The following is an 18,889-nucleotide window of genomic DNA, read 5'->3' on the forward strand; positions in this document are numbered from 1 at the left end:
CCGTATATTTGCAACTCATTTAGCAAATGTTACTTTGCCGAGATTACTGGCTATCGACTACGGAACCAAACGGACGGGTTTGGCCGTCACCGACCCTTTGCAACTGATCGCAACGGCGCTGGAAACCGTTCCAACCCACCAGTTGTTGGACTACCTAAAACGGTATGCTGCCGGCGAACCCGTTGAAGCGTTTGTGGTGGGATTGCCCACGCGTCTGGACGGAACCGATACCGATAACACGCCCCGAGTCAGAGCATTTGTTGAAAAGCTGAAAACCGCATTTCCGGCCATTCCGGTGCATTGGCACGATGAGCGGTTTACGTCGGTGATGGCGTTGCAGGCCATGATTGCGGGCGGAACGAAAAAGAAAGACCGTCGCGAAAAGGGCAACATCGACAAGGTAAGTGCCGTGATTATTTTGCAATCTTTTATGGAATCCAGACGATAATGATACTCCCAATAGTGGCTTACGGCGACTCCGTTTTGCGAAAACGGGCGCAGGACATCGAGAAAGGAAGCATCGATGTGAAAAAATTCAGTGAAGACCTCTTCGAGACGATGTACAATGCTTCGGGCATTGGGCTGGCCGCTCCGCAGGTTGGCAAGAGCATCCGGATGTTTGTAGTGGATGGTACGGCACTCAACGAAGACGAACCGGAAGAGGATAAAGACCCGAGTCTGGACGGTTTCAAGAAGGTTTTCATTAATCCTGAGATTGTGGAAGAAGACGGTGACGAATGGGGTTTTGAAGAAGGTTGTCTGAGTATTCCGCAAATCCGGGGTGAAGTGTTCCGGCCCGAAATCGTTAAAATTCAGTATTTCGATACTGACTGGAACGAGCACCTGGAAGAATACGACGGCATGGCCGCCCGAATCATCCAGCACGAATACGACCATCTGGAAGGCAAACTGTTTACCGATTACCTGCCGCCCCTGAAACGCCAGCTGATCAAGAAAAAACTGGCTGACATCACGAAAGGAAATGTGAAGGCGGATTACAAAATGAAGTTTCCCAAATAAAAAAGGGCGATGATTTACCCGATTGTGGCTTACGGTGATCCGATTCTGCGCAAGCGGGCCGAAGACATCAAGAAAGAGGAGCTGGATGTTAAGCAGCTGAGTGCCGACATGCTCGAAACCCTGTTTGCCATTCCGGGCGCGGGGCTGGCGGCTCCGCAGATTGGCCAGGCCGTCCGGCTTTTTGTGGTCGATGCGCGGGCGCTATTGGACGAGGATGACGACGAGGAGGTTGTGACCGAGCCCACCGGAAAAGTATTTATCAACCCCGAGTTGCTGGAAACGGATGAAGATGAAGGCCTTTTCGAAGAAGGCTGCCTGAGTATGCCCGGTTTTACAGCCCGCATTTTTCGACCCGTTTGTGTTAAGATCCGGTATTTTGACACCGACTGGAACGAACACATTGACGAATACCAGGATCGGGCGGCTTCCGTTATCCAGCACGAATACGATCATCTGGAAGGCAAACTGTTTACCGATTACCTGCCGCCCCTGAAACGCCAGCTCCTGAAAAAAAAACTGGCCGATATTGTCAAGGGCCATGTTAGCGTAACTTACAAGATGACATTTGTAAAATCATAAAAAGAGGGAGAGAGCCAAAAAACCTCTCCTTTTTCTTTGTATCGTATGCTCCACCTTACCCTCATCCAAACGGAACTTTACTGGGAGAACCCAACGGCAAACCGCGCTATGCTCGAGGAAAAAATCTTTTCTCTGCCCGAGCCAACTGATCTGATCATCCTGCCGGAAATGTTTACGACGGGGTTTACGATGAACGCCCGCGCGCTGGCCGAACCAATGAACCTGACGACGTTTCGCTGGATGAAGCAAATGGCCGCCCACACCAACGCGGTGGTAACGGGTAGTTACATTGTGCAGGAGAAGGGCCAGTATTACAACCGGCTGATCTGGATGCAACCCGACGGTTCGTTCGATGCCTACGACAAACGGCATTTGTTCCGGATGGCGGGTGAAGAACGGACCTATACCGGTGGCGATAAGCGAATTGTGAAATCCTGGAAAGGCTGGAATATCTGCCCGCTGATCTGCTACGACCTGCGTTTTCCGGTTTGGAGTCGTAACGTCGGGCTGGACTATGACCTGCTGATTTATGTTGCCAACTGGCCCGCGCCCCGCGCCCTGGCCTGGAACGCCCTGTTGCAGGCCCGCGCCATCGAAAATCTGGCTTACGTTGCGGGCGTCAATCGGGTGGGCGAAGACGGCAACGGGCATCCTTACGCGGGCGATTCCTGCCTGATTGATCCGAAGGGCGAGGTGCTCTTTCGGCAAAACCAGATCGAAACGGTTTTTCAGACCACCTTATCACTCGACGACCTGCGGGCGTACCGGGAACGGTTTCCTGCCAATCGTGATGCCGATCAGTTTCAGATAACCGGATAGCGGTTCTGTTCTCAATGTATGCAGTTTGGACCCCGATAAGTATAAAAATTGAAATAATACATACTTATCGTTAGATAGTTAGTAATTTTGCGGTCGGGTTAAAGCCCGGTTACTGAATTAATCACCTCATATCTCATGTCTGCATCGGTAGAAACTGCCAGTTTATTGGCAGACCGCATCATCGCGCTGGAGGAATCGTCAACGCTGGCGATGACCAAAAAAGCCCGCGAACTGGCCGCTCAAGGCCACAAAGTAATCAGTCTCAGCGTCGGCGAGCCTGATTTCAAAACGCCGAAACACATTTGCGAAGCCGCCAAGCAAGCCATCGACGAAGGCTACCACGGTTATTCGCCCGTAGCGGGTTACCCCGATCTGCGGAAAGCCATTGCAGATAAGTTTAAACGGGAGAACAACATCGACTGGAAGCCGGAGAACATCGTGGTTTCAACGGGGGCCAAGCACTCTCTGGCCAACGTGATTCAGGTGCTGGTGAACCCCGGCGACGAGGTAATCATTCTGGCGCCGTACTGGGTGAGCTACTCCGAAATGGTGAAGCTGGCCGAAGGAAAGTCGGTTGTCCTCGACGGGGCCTTCGATAATGACTTTAAAGTAACAGCCGACCAGCTGGAAGCGGCCATCACCGATCGCACAAAAGTGGTGATGTATGCCTCGCCGAACAACCCGACGGGCTCGGTGTACAGCGAGGAAGAACTGCGGGCCATTGGCGACGTGATTGCCCGGCACGAGAACGTTTTTGTCCTGGCCGACGAAATCTACGAACACATCAACTTTACGCCCAAAGGCCATTTCAGCATCGGGTCAATTCCGGCAATCAAAGACCGCGTTATTACCGTCAACGGGGTTGCCAAGGGATATGCGATGACCGGCTGGCGGATCGGCTATATCGGAGCCGCCAAATGGATTGCCGACGGCGTGGAAAAATTGCAGGGCCAGGTAACGTCCGGCACCAATTCCATTGCGCAACGGGCTACCATTGCCGCCCTGAACGGTCCGCAGGAAACAACGAAAGAAATGGCTCAGGCCTACGAACGTCGCCGGGATCTGGTGGTAAAGCTGCTGAAAGAAATCCCTGGTTTCAAGGTGAATGTACCGGAAGGCGCTTTTTACGCGTTCCCGGATGTGAGCTATTACTACGGCAAATCAGACGGAACCACTACCATTAAAGATTCCGATGATTTTGCGGCCTGGTTGCTGAATACCGCCTATGTCGCTACAGTAGCTGGTTCGGGATTCGGCGCGCCCTATGGTTTGCGGATCTCCACCGCGGCTTCGGATGAAGCCCTGACCGAAGCTGTGCAACGGATCAAAGACGCGGTGGCAACGCTGAAATAGAAGTTAGAAGTAAGACAAGCGAATAAAGACAAAGCCCAACCACTTCGTGACATTCTGTCTTTATTCGCTTGTCTAACTTCTTTTCTCTAAAAAATCATCAAGCATTAATTTACACTTCTTATGTCTACAGAAACATCCACCTACGTTCCCTACAAAGTTAAGGACATCGCGCTGGCCGAATGGGGCCGCAAGGAAATCCGGTTGGCTGAAGCCGAAATGCCGGGTTTGATGGCACTTCGCAAAGAGTACGGTCCGTCGAAACCGTTGGCGGGTTCCCGCATTGCCGGTTGCCTGCACATGACGATTCAAACCGCCGTTCTGATCGAAACGCTGGTGGAACTGGGTGCCGAAGTTACCTGGTCGTCGTGTAACATCTTCTCGACGCAGGATCATGCCGCAGCCGCTATTGCTGCCGCCGGTATTTCGGTCTACGCCTGGAAGGGGATGAACGAGGAAGAATTTAACTGGTGCATCGAACAAACGCTGTTTTTCGGCGAAGATCGCCAACCATTGAACATGATTCTGGACGATGGTGGTGACCTGACTAACATGGTTTTTGACGTGTACCCGGAATTGATTGCGGAGATCAAAGGCTTGTCGGAAGAAACCACAACGGGGGTTCACCGCCTGTACGAGCGGATGAAAAACGGTACGCTGCACCTGCCCGCCATCAACGTCAACGATTCGGTTACAAAATCGAAATTCGATAACAAATACGGCTGCCGCGAGTCGCTGGTGGACGCCATCCGTCGCGGAACGGACCTGATGCTGGCTGGTAAAGTAGCTGTTGTGGCCGGTTATGGCGATGTAGGGAAAGGCTCGGCGGAGTCATTGCGGGGCGCGGGTTGCCGCGTGCTGGTGACCGAAATTGACCCGATCTGCGCGCTGCAGGCGGCTATGGACGGTTACGAAGTGGTAACGATGGACGAAGCGGCTACCCGCGCCAATATCTTCGTAACGGCTACGGGGAATATCAATATCGTGAAAGACCGTCACTTCAAGGCCATGAAAGACAAAGCCGTGGTGTGTAACATCGGTCACTTCGACAATGAAATCGATATGGCCTGGTTGAACAAAAATTACGGTTCGAGCAAAAGCCAGATCAAACCGCAGGTGGATCTGTACGAAATCGATGGCAAGGAAATCATTGTACTGGCCGAAGGCCGTCTGGTGAACCTGGGCGTGGCAATGGGCCACCCGTCGTTCGTAATGTCGTGCTCGTTCTCAAACCAGACCCTGGCACAGATCGAGTTGTGGAACAATTCCGATAAATACGAAAACAAGGTATACATTCTGCCGAAACACCTGGATGAAAAAGTTGCCGCTTTGCACCTGGATCACGTCGGGGCAAAACTGGAAAAACTGGAGCAGGATCAGGCGGAATACATCGGCGTAACCGTCGAAGGTCCGTTCAAATCGGAACTGTACCGGTATTAATCAGTATGAATAATGGAGCCGCCTGGCTGCTCCGTCATTCTCCCAAAGCGCGGTTTCGGAAACGGAGCCGCGCTTTTTGTATTTACCGGGTATTTCCAGTTTCAGAACGGGTTTTGAAAAGAGAACAATTCGATTCAGAGGGGACAACTGACGCTTCAAACGTGAAATAAAGCAGTTAAAACAAAAGCGTTCTTGCCACGCTTGCGACGGGCCTAATTTCGTAGCGATTCACACCTCGTATCGCGAATTCGGCATGAAAAACCGTTGTCTGTTAATTGTTGTCTGCTTTTTACTTTTTCTCCGTCAGTTCGCATACAGCCAGCCTACGGGTATCGTTTCGGGCACGGTGCAGGAACCCACTGGACAACCGCTGGAGCTGGTAAACGTTTTGCTGGTTAAAGCCGCCGATTCTGCGCAGGGACCGGAACAAGTGGTCAAGGGAGCGGTGAGCAATGCACAAGGGCAGTATGTGTTTGAAGCGGTTCGGCCGGGCACTTACCGGGTAGCGGCTTCGCTGATGGGGTATCAGAAAATCTATTCAAAACCGTTTACGGTTGATGAATCGCGTCTTCAACACGTTTTGCCGCCCCTGGTTATTCAGCAAGCAGTCCGGACGCTGGACAATGTGACCGTGAAAGCGCAAAAACCGTTCATTGAACAGCAGATTGACAAAACCGTTCTGAATGTTGAAAACAGCATTGTGGCCAGCGGGGGCACGGCGCTGGAGGTGCTGGAAAAAGCGCCCGGCGTGGTGGTCGATCTGCAATCGGAGCGCATTAGCCTGAAAGGGCGGGAAAATGTGCTGGTGATGATCGATGGGAAGCCAACCTATTTGTCGACCGCCGAAGTGCTTGATCTGTTGCGCAATACGCCTAGCAATACCGTCGAAACGGTCGAGCTTATGACCAACCCATCGGCGCGATACGACGCAGCCGGAACGGCAGGAATCATCAACATCCGTCTGAAGCGGAACAAATCCCGCCAGCCGTTGAACGGACAACTGTCGGTCGGAGCGGGTTACGGGCGTTATGCTAAGTATAATACGGCTTTAACACTGAATGCCCGACCCGGCAAGTGGAGCTTTTTTGGCAATTACGCCTTCGACCAGCGCAACTATTGGGCCTTTGCTACCATTGATCGCCGATTGAACACGGGCGGGCAGGCTACCTTGATTCATCAGGAAAACTACCGGCCTATCCAGAACACGAGCCATACATTCCGGTTGGGTGCCGATTATGCTTTTAGTAAACGAACCGCGCTCGGATGGCAGCTTAATGGGTTGAAAGTCAACGGAAAATCACAAGGTGGAACCAACGGGGAAATTTACCAGTCGGAAAAGCTGACGGCTTTGCAGCAAACGGAGAATGATCACCGGCGGACCATCAGCCGGCTGTCGACCAATGTGAACTTCCGGCACCAGTTCGATTCGACTCGCCGGGGTGGCAAAGGACGCGAGCTGCTGGTAGACGTGGATTATTCCGACGCTTCGTTTCACCCCGTCGAGCGCTTCGAAACCCGCTACCTGACTCCGCAGCAAACCGAAACCGGACCGCGTTCGTTTCAGCGGCTCAATACCGTGTCGAAAGCCGTAATTCGGGCGGCCAAAGCGGATTACGTTCATCCGCTTGATGGCCGAACAACGCTTGACGTGGGTTGGAAAAGCAGCTTTGTAACGCTCAACAACGACTTGCGGGCCGAAATTAAACAATCCGAACAGGGGCAAAGTATTCCCTGGCAACTGGACAGCAGCCGGACCAACCAGTTTGAGTACCGCGAAACGATTCACGCGGGCTACCTGACTGGCCGGCGAACCTGGACCAATTGGACGTTGCAGGTCGGGCTTCGGCTGGAGCAAACGCAAACCGATGCGCAGTCCCTAACGACGCGGAATACCGTCAGCCGTTCTTACCTGAATTGGTTTCCGAGCCTGACACTCACCCGGAAACTGGGCAACAATCACCAGCTTCAATATGCTTTCAGTCGCCGAATCGACCGCCCAAACTACCAGTACCTGAACCCCTTCATACGGGTTTTTGATCCGTATGCGTATCAGCAGGGTAATCCCTACCTGAATCCACAATATACCACGGTTTTTGAGGTAGGCTATAGTTACAAGGATGAAACTACTGTCAGCCTGAGTTACAACCGGACGCAGGATGTGATTGTCGATATCAACGAGCAGAATGACCAGACCGGTGTGACCCGCATTACGTTCATCAATCTGTCGAAACAACATAATCTAAGCCTGAACCTGAGTGCTCCCCTGCGACTAACCCGCTGGTGGTCGTCGCGCAATTCGGCGAGTATCTTTTACAATGCTTACCATGCTGAGATTGGTGGTACGCCTTTGAATTATAGTCAGTTATCGGCAAATCTGTCTAGTAGTCACTCCCTGGTGCTGCCCCACGGTTTTACGGCGGAGCTGATTGCTGCTTACAGCTCGCCCTACGTCTACAGCCAGAACCGGATGCGGGCATTTGGGCAACTGAACGTGGGAATCCAGAAAAGTCTCTGGCAGAAAAAAGCCGTTTTGCGGCTCAACTGGAATGATTTGTTCCAGACGCAACGCTTTTACGGTACAGTGCAGTTTCAGAACATGGATTTTCGGTTTGCAACCTACACCGAAACGCGGGTGGCCCGACTGACTTTTACCTACAACTTCGGAAACAGGGAAATGAAAGCCCTGCGCAATCGCCGGACGGTTTCGGAAGAGGAGCAAAACCGCATGAACTGAGCGGTACGGTTTACTCCGGAATCAGCGCGTACTGGTTGACAGTATTACCGGTTTTGCGGCTTTCGGCGGTGCGCTGGAGGTTCAAGGTCGAACCGTCGGGTGCCGTCAGAATATAAAATTCGATGATGCCGCCGGTGCTGGTTGGTTTCGGATTCAAATTATCCAGAATCAAGCGTTTATTGTCCGTCGAAACCGTCCAGGTGCCGGTTACCAGACGTCCATCAATGTCTTTCAGCGTGGCTTTTTCGGGCTGGCTCAGGTCAAGCCGGTAGGTGGTGTACGCCGGTTTGAGATTCGCGGGTGCGCCCAGCGTAAACACCAGCATATCCGCTTCTTTGACGGTATTGGCCTTCCAGATTTTGTTGATCAGATCGGTAACCGGTTTGACCGGTTTGGGCTGACACCCCGCCATCAGGGCCAGCATGAGAAGCGCAGTAAGCTTTTTCATGGGAGTAAAAACCGTTTGGCGAATACGCGCCCGTCGGCCACGATTCGGAAAATGTAAAGGCCGGTGGGGCGGCTGTGGAGGTCATATTGCCAGTTGTCTTCGGGCGCAACCCGGCGCTGATCACGGGCGATTTCCTGGCCATTGGGGTTTAAAAGCTGAACGGAAGCCTGGACGGGCTTCTGCCACTTCGTCCGAACGGTTAGCATCCGGTTCTGAATCGCCAGCGTCGTGAACGTGATAAACTCATCTTCAACGCCAATCACAATTTCTTCAACCCGGGCCGAAGCCACATTCGAAAACGCCGAGCTTCCGGCGGCATTGACGGCGCGAATCCGGTAATAATACGTCGTGTACTCCTGCAACCCGCTATCGACAAAACCGATCTGAGCGGCTGGCTGCTGTTTGAGTTCTGCAAAACCGCTGTTGGGGTTGGTCGAGCGTTCGATTATCACCGTCGTGGCCGAGGCACTGGGTGCGTTCCAGTTGAGCCGAATCTGGTCGTAATCAAACACCTGTGCACTTAGGTTCGTAGGGGCTGCGGGTGGCGCTAAAGGAGTGGTCGCACAAACCGCATCGGTGTAAGCCGACGGACCTGCCGCGTTGATGGCCCGGATGCGGTAGCAATACTGGGTATTGTCGGTCAGACTTTTGTCTTGGTACGATACGGTATTGGGTGAAAGATCGGCAACTTTCTTAAACGCCCCGGTAGCACTGGCGGCCCGTTCCAGTTCAAAACCGCTCTCGTTGTCCGACACATCGCCCCAGTTTAGTTCAATCTGATTCGGAGTGATCGCTTTGGCCGTTAGCTGAGCAGGTGCCGTCGGGGGAACATCCGGCGTCTGAGCGTTGGCGACGTTCGAATAGGGGCTGAGGCCGCTGGGGTTGACGGCCTGGATGCGGTAAAAGTAGCGGGTATTTCGCGTTAGATTGGCGTCATTGTACGTCGTGGCACTGCCCGCAGCCGTACCAATCGGGGTCCAGCCATCGTTGCCGTTGGGGCTGCGCTCAACCTGCATCGTGGCCGCATTGGCAACTGGAGTCCAGCTCAGGTTGATTTGCGTCGTGGAAACGGCGGTAGCGGTCAGATTCTGCGGGGCGGCTGGTGGGCCAATGGGCGTTGTGGCATCTGCCACGTTGGAATAGCCCGACGGGCCAGCGCCATTGACTGCCCGAACGCGGTAAAAATACCGCGTTTGCGGTTGCACACCCTGATCGGCATATGAAGTGGTGTTTGGACCCACTTCCGCGATTTTTTCCCAACCATCGTTTCCGTTGGGGCTGCGATCAACCTGAAAACCGCTCTCATTGCCCGACCCATCGGCCCAGGCCAGATCAACGCGATGGAACGAAGCCGCCGTAGCCGTCAGCCGGACCGGTGATGCCGGTGGAGTATCGGGTGTCTGGGCGTCTGCAACGTTGGAAAATGGCCCCGTATTGCCGTTCACTACGGCGCGAATGCGGTAATAATAGCGCGTATTTGGCGTCAGGTTGCCGTCGGTATGCGTGGTGGCATTTCCGGCGGGATCGGCCACTTTTTCCCAACCATCATTGCCATTGAGGCTGCGTTCGAGCTGGTAGCTGCTGGCCCCCGCTACCCCGACCCAACTCAGGCTGACCTGCGTGGTGGAGGTCGCCGTAGCGGCTAGATTCTGCGGTGCACCGACGGGCGGGGCATGGGTCGTGGCACATTGTACCTCCGTAAAACCGCTGGCTCCCACACCATTGATCGCACGAACGCGGTAACAATACGAAGTGTTGGCGGCCAGGTTCTGGTCGCTGAAGGTCGTGGTATTGATGCCCAAATCTGCAATTTTTGTAAACTCTGCCGTCGGATTTGGGGCGCGTTCGACCTGAAAACCGGTTTCGTTGTCCGACACATCGGCCCATTGCAGATTGATTTGCGCAGGAGAAGCCGCCGTCGCTGTCAAACGGGCGGGGGCGTTCGGGGCGGTTGGTTGCGTTTGGGTGGTGGCGCAGGCAATGGCAGAGTACGTATGGCCGTTTTCGGCGATTCGGTAACAATACTCGGTATTCGGCGACAGGTCGTTGTCGGTAAACTGACCGGCGTCGCCCAGCGTTGCGGTAATTTTACTCCAGCCACCGTTTTGCCCGGTTCGCCGTTCGATGTCGATGGACGATTCTTTCCCGAAAGCGCCCCACGTCAACCGAATGGAGCGCGTACCGGTGGCCTGTGCCTGCAAATTGGTTACACGACTTGGTGCCAGATTCGCCGTAGCGCAGGCCACCGTGGAGTAATCAGAAAATGTGGAACCTACCCGCGACCGAACCCGGTAGCAATATTGCTGACCACCCAGAACGCCGTTGTCGGTGAACGTTGGCGTGCGGCTGTATTCCACACTTTGCAGTAGGTTAAACCGGCCATTCGCCGATTCGCCCCGTTCAATCTGATAACTGGTGGGCGTCATGCCCGAACCATTGCTCCAGCTCAGTTTGATACCGTTGCCTTCGGCGGTCGCGTTTAGACCAGTCGGAAGGGCCGGAGCCTGGGCATAGGAAAGCTGGACACGGATTGTCAGCAGTGGCAATACTCCGAAAATCAGCAGAAGGAAATTTTTCATACGCGCGAAAGTTGGGCTCTCAGGACTCATTTCCGGGGAATCGCTTTGACACTATCACTTTTCAGTTGTTGCCCGGTCTGGCTGATGGCCACCACGGCAATCTCGTATTCGGCCCCGGTTTCCCAATCGGTCAGGGTCGCCTGCGCTTCGGTCAGCAGGGGCGTTACCGCCCGGAACGTTTCGCCCTGGTCGCGGGCCAATACCCGGTAACCGGCAAAATCGGCAGGTTGCGGTGGAATTGTCCAACTGACCATCATCGTCTTTGCGCGTTCGTCCAGCCGCACTTTTACATCTTTGGGAGCGGTTAGCGAATTTCTGCCGCTGATTTCGACCACCTTCGGCAGTGACGGTTTGGACTGGTTGCCGGCACTGTCGATGGCTAAAACCGCGTAGCTGTAAATGCCCCCCGTTACATGGCGGTCAGTAAACTGGCGTTGTACCGTGCGGCCAACCACCAGAAAAGCGGCCTGTTTCTCACCGTCGTTACGGCGCAGAATCTGGTAGTTGCGTACATCATCCGAAACCGGCACGGTCCATTCCAGCCGAACGGAATCAGCTGCGGGCGCGGGGGTAAGCAACATCGGGGCTCTGGGTGGCTGGTGATCCGGCAGTCGAACCGTGATCAGAGCGGGCTGACTTTCGTTGTCGCTGTTGTCTACCGCCGTAATTCGGTAGAAAAAGACGTTGCGGTTGCTGCGGGGTAGCGTGTCCCGAAAAACTGTACCGGTTAGCGGGTTAAGCTGTAATTGGGCGTAATTGTCGGTTTTATTGTCCAGTGCACGGTACACAAAATACCCTTTCAGATCGGTCTCCTGATTGGCCCGCCAGCTGAGGACGATGTGCCCCAGCGTGTCGGTCTGGACGGCCAGACCCATAGGCTGGGCGGGGGGCGTCAGATCGGGATGGGTCACCTGGATGGGCGGTGTCGTAACAGTGTTCCCGGCCTGGTCTTCCGTTTGCAGGTAATAATAATACGTCGCGCCTTCCACGGCGGTTTCGTCCGTAAACGTGGTATCAGCCGTCGCCAGCAAGCGCGGTAATACCGGCTGAAACGGTTTGTCGATGGCAATTCCCCGGAAGAGCTTATAGCCGATGCAATCGCGCGAGGGCGACGGTTTCCAGCTTAACCGAATCCCTTTTTTGCCGATCTGACCGCGCAGTGCTGTGGCTCCGACGGGTGGGTCCAGGTCTTTGAGGGTGAGCCAGGCGGTCTGGCTCATTTCCCCGGCGTTGACAAACGGGTCGAGGGCGGCAATCCGGTAATAATACGTTTCACCTACTTTCAGCGTACTGTCGGTGTCGGTAAATTGCGTCGAGGGCCGTTTGCCATTCAGCGCATCGACCACCACCACCGGTTTTTTGTTGAGCTTTACTTCCCCGCCGTTTTCGCGCCGACGGTAGACATTATAAGCCAGTACATCCGTGCGAATATCCCAGCTCAGCGCAATTTGGCGGGTTTTCTGCTGTACGATTTTCAGGCCCGTTGGTGCCGTTTCTGGTCGGAAATCGCCGGCCCGAACAGGGGCGCTTATGGCCCAGCTGTATTCTTTTCCGTTGAAAACCGCACTTACGGCGTATTCATAGGTTTTTCCAACGGTAACCGTATGGTCTTTGTAATACATCCCGGCGGCTCGGGCAAACTCATTATCGGTATAAGCATTCATGCCGAATAGCTGAAGAAAAAGCTGCACTTCGTCTTTCGTTGTGGGCCATTTCTGGGTGAAGTCAAGGTAATTCTGGCGAGCTTCGGCTACCGCGCCGGGACCTTTCAACGAATTGGAGGTGATGGCTTCCAGCGGTTTTTCGGACACTTTTTTGAATGTTTTTTCGCCCACGGCCCGACGAAGGATGTGGTACTGAACCCGGACGGGAGTTGTTACAATCCACTTGATCTGAATGGCATTTTCCCGCGGAACCGCCTGCGCATACGCCTTCGGTAGTTTGTTCTGGGCCCAGTTCTGGCTTAGGCTGAGCAGCAGGAAGCCAATCGTCAGAAATCCTTGCTTTGTCATTTTGTTGTTCAGTTAAAGAAGTCAACAGCCAAAACCGATCGTGGCACAATACCCCTCTTTGAGGGCTCCCCCTACGGCTTCCGCGCCTTTGACAACCGCTCCCGTGGCATCCTTGAGCAGGTTGTAGGCCGTATCCAGTACCTCACCGGCGGCATTGATAATCACCTGCGCCCCGTCCATCAGCCAACCCAGAATCCCTTCACATGGCCCCTGCACGGTGCCATCGTCCCGGCACATGTCTCCCGGGCCACCGTTGGTGCGCATGAATGGGGTTGGGCGCAGGCCAATGATCAGGTTGCAGCCGCCCAAAACCGGGAAGCAGATGCGCTTGTTGTAGGCCACACAGAAGTCCGGCAGCGTTAACTGGACGCTTTCCGAAACGTTGGCGAGGTTGTACGAATAATTGCTGTAACCGACGTAGAGGCTGATGTCTGTGCCAACCCGGGCGTACAAATCCACCGACGGCCGAATGGTTACATCCAGGTCGGCATCGGTTCCGGCGGTGAGGGTGGCCCAGGGGTTGGATGAGAAAACTTTGCGGGTATCGATGTTCAGCAGGGTGGCTGCCAGGTGTGCCCGGATGCCAATGCCACTGGTCGGAATCCAGGGCATGCCGCCGATGGAACCGTTGGTGGCATATAGCGCAGTGTAAGCCGTCGCGTATGGCGTCATGTCGCCCATGATGCCGCAGAGCGCGGTTGCTTTCACGGGCTGTGCGGGCGAGCCAACCGACACCGCAAAACCGCTCGGTCCCATGTAAAAATAGGCCGTTCCGGTCATGCAGACTGCCGTGAAATCGCCCTTGGTCATGTTCACGGTTCCCACGACGGTTTTTTCTTTCGGGGCCATCACCAGCACGCCGTAGCCCTGAATCCGGGAGGTGCTGGCGTCGCCCGTGCCGCCCAACTGCTCCAGGTTCACATCGCCCCGGATGGTAATCTGGTTGGGGGCAAAACCCTGGAAGGTCATCTCAACACCGGTTTTTCCCCAGAGCAAACGGCCCTTATCCGCCACCGACTGAATGGGCATAGCGGCAAACAACCCGAAGCTCGTGCTGGCATCCGGTACGTAGTTGTCGTTGAAAATGGCGGTGGGTTCGCCGACGTGCTTCATGCGGCTGTAAATCCTGCCCTCAAAACCGTAAGCTTCCAAATTCAGGAACAGCGGAATACCGGGCGAATCTTTGCTCTCGTATTTAAATGCGGCAAACCAGTATTTCACGCCCTGTGCTTTTCCAGCAATCACGGTAGCGCCTACATTGGTTTTGACCGGACTGAAAATGAGTGCTTTCGTTTCGAGCCGAAAACCGTTGCCGAAGGTCGCATCGTCGGTGTAGAGCGTAAAATCGCCCTGGTAATAAGCCGTTCCGGTGCTGAACGAACCGTGAATGGTTTTGGCTTTCAGGGGCATCAGAGCCGAAGCCGGAGCCGAACGTTCGAGGTGATAACCAACCGCCAACTCCGCTGCGGAAAAGGCGTCAGTGTCTTCGGACGGGCCACCCTGGTTTGCGTTGGGCAGGGAAAAACCGTCGAACGGCAACGAACCCGTAAAATTGAAATCGTCCGTCGGCGGTTTGGCAAAAACCAGATCGTAGAGGTATTGATCATCGGTGACGATTTTCTCACCAATCACCAGTTTCCCATTGAACGACAACCGACACTGCTTGCCACCCGGTTCGTCGCTCAGCACCACCCGCGCCAGATGATAATCCAGTCCATTGAGGTAGGCGGTTTTTTGCTTGCTGCCGCTGTAGAACGCTTCGGCTTTTTTGTTTTTGTAATCGCTGACCAGCTCGCCTTTGGGCGTAATCGCTACGTCGATGGCGTCCATCCGGATTTCCCGGGCATCGAGGCCGCGCGTGGGATTCGTCGCGTTGTAGACCGAAAGCGACAGGTCGGGGTAGAAATAACCGTCGGCAAAATACCCGCCCGACACCTTCACCGTGACGCGGTCGCCAGCCGGAGTTTCCAGCAACGTCCGTTCGTTCTTGTCAAAGGAAACCACCTCTGCATCGCCCAAACCGTATTTCTCGATGATGATTTGCAGATAACCCACGCTGCTCACAAACGGCACATACACCTGCCCGACCAGGTGCCCAACCTTGAATTCACTTTCTTTAATGACCGTGATCGCGTCGGTAATTTTGCCTTTGAAGCCCAGAAATTGGGTTTGCCAGCTGAGTCCTTTGTGGTCGGCGTTGGTGGACTCGTAGCCCTTGCCACGGTTGACAACGGGGTTGATCGGCACGATGGTCCAGTCGAGTTTGTCGGCATTGTAGTCGCCGGAGCGCATCCAGAACTCAGGCTCCGGGCACGAAACGCCCTTTACCCACTGCGGATACAGCAGATCGTCGGCTTCGAACAAGTCGCCCAGCTGTACGTTGATTTTCTTGAAACTCAGAAAAAGCCGGGCCTGATTGTTGACCACCGAGAGTGGGAGCTGTTGATCTTCAACCTGGGTCGTGAACGTGATGCCGTCGGATTCCTGAAACGGCACGGCGAGTGGCGCGGTATCTTTCCGGCCACTAGGAATGGTAACGGTTCCGTTCAGCCGGGCAAGCAGGGTGCCGTTTTGCACCTCGAAGTAGGAATCGGCCCGCAGGGTCAGGTGAAAACCTTTCAGGTCGGCCAGCGGCCCTTCGTACGCCTTGCCAAAAGGGATTTTCAGCGCTGGCGCTTTTTTGAGTTCGTTGCCTGCCGTTGCGATGGGAAACCAGTCGCCGGGCACATCAACGTTCAGATTACCGTCAAAACTGGCTGTGCCCACCGAGAGGGGGCCCCCTTTCCCCGGTTTGTAGCTTGTCAGGGTGGTCAGGGTAATGGGGCTATACCAGGTCAAACCAGTTTGAATCGACGCTTCTTCGGCCCCGCCTTTGCGCAGGGTGTGCGCATTCTGTTTTTCGTCAAACGTTTCGGAGTGATTGGCCACCAGACGAATCGCCTGGTAGGTCATGGCGGCTGTTCCGCCGGTGTGTGGAGCGGTTTTCAGCTTCGCCGTTCGGTCGCCTAATTGTGCGCCTTTCAGACTGCTTTCGAGGGTGCCCTTAACAACCGTAAAATCGTAAAAACCGCTTTTTCCGCGCTTCTGGCTTTTGTCGTAGCTCAGGGGCCGAACAGCCAGGTTGCTGAATGTAATCTCCGCCGACAACTTCACCGGCGACTTCATGAGGAGCGTTCCGGTGCCCGAAAAATGGTCCCGGTCGGCGTTGGTAATTTTTTTGATGGCAATGGGCTGGCCGCAGAAAATCAGCTCCGTTACACCCGAAAGGTTGAGCGGAGACTTGGCAAAAGCTAGTGTCGGGCGCGCCGTCAGCGTGTCGGCCGGGCCGTACTGAAAGGCGCAAACCGGACTTTTTCCATCGTTCAACAGGTTCAGCTTGCCGAATTTGTCGATGGCCTGTACCCGCCAGGCGTAGCGTTTCCCAACTTTCAGGGGCAGATACTGCGGCCCGTACAGGAACGTACTGGTCGGTAAATTCTTGATTTCGATGCCCGAAGGTGGCAAAGCCACGGCGTCGATGAACACATTTGGATCGACGTGTTGCAGCGGCAATTCCACCACTCGCAGCGTGTAGCTGACCTGCGTAGGCAGAATTCCGGCGGGCGGTGTCCAGGTAAAAACCGTAGCCTGGGGCGTGGTCGGAAGCACCTCGCCATCGCACAACGGCGCGATCAGGATGGGCGGTTCGATGGCTTTCACCGGAAACGGGGGCGAGCAACCCAGCGGTTCGCCCGCCGAGAGGGGCTGACTGGTCCGGTTATCGAACACCTGCACGCACAATTGGTAGCTGCCTTCGGGCAACGGTTTTCCCTGATACAACTGGTTTTTATTGATACCTTCCACCACAATCTGGTTGAGGTCAAAGAGCCCTTCGAGGTCTTTGCGGGTCAGGAGGGTAGCGCCGGGTTGGAGCACCAACGGAATGGGCGGACGGTAGTTGGGCAAGGTGTGGATCGAAACGCCGTTGTCGCCCGTAACGCTGCCTTGCAACCGAATTTCGAGGGGCCGGGCCGTGGGGTTGATCAACCGGATCTGGACCTGCTGACCCGCTCCGGCGTAGTCCTGCAAATACGCACTGTAGGGAGGATTGACGTTGACCAGCACCTGAACCTGTTGGGCGCGGAGCGTCGGCACAAGACCGATGAACAGGAAGCTGATCCAAACCGTAAGCGACGAGCCCCGGCAATTACCGATAAGATTAGAACGTGATGCCATAGCCAAGGGTGCCTCGAAATTCATTATACCGTTGTTCCGCCAAACCCGTATTTGAGTTCAGATAAAGAAGTTGCAAACTGAGGTTCTGCCGTTTGCCCAGTTGATAACCGGCGTTTGCCGAAGCATTGATGATTTGCCCGGTGAGCGTTTCGCCCGGCAGATTGGTTTGCCGGTTGATCAGGTAGCTGGCGTTCAGGGCGGTGCTGAGTTTATTGACTAGAAAGGATTTTGTCAGTCCGAGCGTCGGGCCGTAGAAGGTCGTTTGCAGGCCCATCGCCAGATCGGCTTGCGTATACGAAACCGTCAAATTGGCTCCCAGACCGGTTTTTACCCGCTGGTAGAAATAGCCCAGATTCAGGTTTGTGTTGGTGTTGTTGGTAAAAGCCGCTGTGTGTGCGTTGAGATCACTGAGCTGCTGACGGGTGGCCGAAAGCGTAAACAGGTTGACAACTTCTTCGTTCTGAAGGGTGTATCGCGTGTTGATCGTCGCTGAAAAATTGTTCTGTGCCAATCGGATGGTGTCGATCAGCGGACGAATCCCGGTCTGCTGGCTGATCCCGTAATTGGAAAGCTGAAGGTCCAGGCCGAACTGTGTGACCGGGTTGTAGCTAGCCATGAATGACCCGATTCGGCGGCCTGTGCGGGCGTCTTTGTTCTTTGCCAGGTTATCGAACTGAACGCCGTAACTGCCCGACAACCGGAGCTGTCCTTTCAGTAGAGTAAGATTAGGTGCCAGGGCGTAGCTTTCAATATCGCTCTGGAAATAATACGCACCCATCGTCTGGAAACTCGGGTCGATGCGCTTGTACTGGAGTTTGATGCCCGCGTTTTTGGTCCGGTAGCCGATGGCTGCCTGAGTTGCCTGGGTTAGTTGCGTCGAAAGCCGGGCGGTGAACATCCGGCCAAACAGGCGAGTGAGGGCGTTACTTCCTTCCGCCGAAACCGGGCTGCTTCGTATGTCGCGGGTATAGGCACTGACGGCGGCATCCAGCTCAACAATCCAGTGTTTGATCATCAGTAACCGGCTGGTTACCCCAACGACCAGATTTTCGGCGGGGGTAACCGTTTGCGTTGCCGATTGCGGGACAGAGAAAATGGAGCTTGAATCGTCTTTGGCGCGCAGCATCAGCAGATCGACGTAATTGCCGGGTTTGCCGTAGCCGAGTTTGAGCGCATAGCCCGTTCGCTGGTATGCCGGGAGAATGTTGGGTTCAACCAGGTTGGTCGAGATGGCTTTGTTGAATCGACCGTACACCGCACCAAGCCGCAACTTGCCGGGATTGAGTTCAAAACCGCCCCCCAGAAACGTGTGACCGGCCAGCGTGAACGGCGAAAAACTGACGTTGCGATACCCCGCGTGCACGGTCGCCCATTTATACGTAGGCGATACGCCAAATTGGTTGAAAGGCTGCCGGAAGCTATTGCCCTGATTGCCGAGCACTACCGAAAACGGCAGCGAAACACCGCCCGGCAGCGCAACCGTTACGGAACCATTCAATCCGAAAGGCGCTGGTTGATTACGGTTTTCAAGGCCATTGGCGCGGTAAAAACCGGCGTAAGCGTTCAATCCACCGGAGACCTTTATGGGTTTGGAGCGAGTTTCTGACGAATCCGTTTGCGCCAGCAGCGAACTCGTCAGGCAGCTCCAGGAAACCAACAACAGGCTGAAAAAGCGCATACCGCAGAACGTTAA

At 54.7% G+C, this 18,889-nt stretch carries 12 protein-coding genes; 7 read left to right on the forward strand and 5 right to left on the reverse strand.

The features are described from left to right. Window positions 1-34: 34 nt before the first annotated feature. The 7 genes from ruvX to ACYVH9_RS03185 all read left to right on the forward strand — a co-directional run bounded on the left by ruvX (window position 35) and on the right by ACYVH9_RS03185 (window position 7,942). Complete coding sequence (gene ruvX / locus ACYVH9_RS03155) at window positions 35-448, forward strand: Holliday junction resolvase RuvX (RefSeq protein ID WP_460634839.1); 414 nt, start codon at window positions 35-37, stop codon at window positions 446-448. Next, entirely contained in the window at window positions 448-1,020 is a 573-nt protein-coding gene (gene def, locus ACYVH9_RS03160; RefSeq protein WP_460634840.1) for a peptide deformylase, read from the forward strand. The genes ruvX and def (ACYVH9_RS03160) overlap by 1 nt, the downstream gene beginning before the upstream one ends. Window positions 1,021-1,029: 9 nt before the next feature. Next, a complete protein-coding gene (def, locus tag ACYVH9_RS03165) occupies window positions 1,030-1,599 on the forward strand; it encodes a peptide deformylase (RefSeq protein WP_460634841.1) in 570 nt (189 codons plus the stop codon). 45 nt (window positions 1,600-1,644) lie between these two features. Continuing rightward, the gene (locus ACYVH9_RS03170; protein ID WP_460634842.1) at window positions 1,645-2,418 is read left to right on the forward strand and encodes an amidohydrolase; all 774 of its coding nucleotides are present in this window, start codon (window positions 1,645-1,647) and stop codon (window positions 2,416-2,418) included. A gap of 135 nt (window positions 2,419-2,553) precedes the next feature. Next, window positions 2,554-3,771, forward strand: coding sequence for a pyridoxal phosphate-dependent aminotransferase (locus ACYVH9_RS03175; protein ID WP_460634843.1), 1,218 nt, complete (start codon window positions 2,554-2,556; stop codon window positions 3,769-3,771). Between the two features lie 120 nt (window positions 3,772-3,891). Further along, window positions 3,892-5,208, forward strand: a complete 1,317-nt coding sequence (ahcY, locus tag ACYVH9_RS03180; RefSeq protein ID WP_460634844.1) for an adenosylhomocysteinase — start codon at window positions 3,892-3,894, stop codon at window positions 5,206-5,208. A gap of 253 nt (window positions 5,209-5,461) precedes the next feature. Further along, entirely contained in the window at window positions 5,462-7,942 is a 2,481-nt protein-coding gene (locus ACYVH9_RS03185) for an outer membrane beta-barrel protein (protein WP_460634845.1), read from the forward strand. A gap of 10 nt (window positions 7,943-7,952) precedes the next feature. On the opposite strand, the gene ACYVH9_RS03190 is transcribed toward ACYVH9_RS03185, so the two are convergent. The 5 genes from ACYVH9_RS03190 to ACYVH9_RS03210 are packed head-to-tail and all read right to left on the reverse strand — an operon-like array spanning window position 7,953 to window position 18,874. Then, window positions 7,953-8,390, reverse strand: a complete 438-nt coding sequence (locus ACYVH9_RS03190) for a hypothetical protein (protein ID WP_460634846.1) — start codon at window positions 8,388-8,390, stop codon at window positions 7,953-7,955. Then, window positions 8,387-10,969, reverse strand: coding sequence for a fibronectin type III domain-containing protein (locus ACYVH9_RS03195; RefSeq protein WP_460634847.1), 2,583 nt, complete (start codon window positions 10,967-10,969; stop codon window positions 8,387-8,389). The genes ACYVH9_RS03190 and ACYVH9_RS03195 overlap by 4 nt, the downstream gene beginning before the upstream one ends. A 26-nt stretch (window positions 10,970-10,995) precedes the next feature. After that, complete coding sequence (locus tag ACYVH9_RS03200; RefSeq protein ID WP_460634848.1) at window positions 10,996-12,981, reverse strand: fibronectin type III domain-containing protein; 1,986 nt, start codon at window positions 12,979-12,981, stop codon at window positions 10,996-10,998. A 21-nt stretch (window positions 12,982-13,002) separates the two neighbouring features. Beyond that, entirely contained in the window at window positions 13,003-17,196 is a 4,194-nt protein-coding gene (locus ACYVH9_RS03205; RefSeq protein ID WP_460634849.1) for a hypothetical protein, read from the reverse strand. Further along, window positions 17,180-18,874, reverse strand: coding sequence for a hypothetical protein (locus tag ACYVH9_RS03210; RefSeq protein WP_460634850.1), 1,695 nt, complete (start codon window positions 18,872-18,874; stop codon window positions 17,180-17,182). Before ACYVH9_RS03210 ends, ACYVH9_RS03205 begins: the two co-directional genes overlap by 17 nt. Window positions 18,875-18,889: the final 15 nt, after the last annotated feature.

It is taken from the genome of Larkinella harenae (assembly GCF_054780515.1).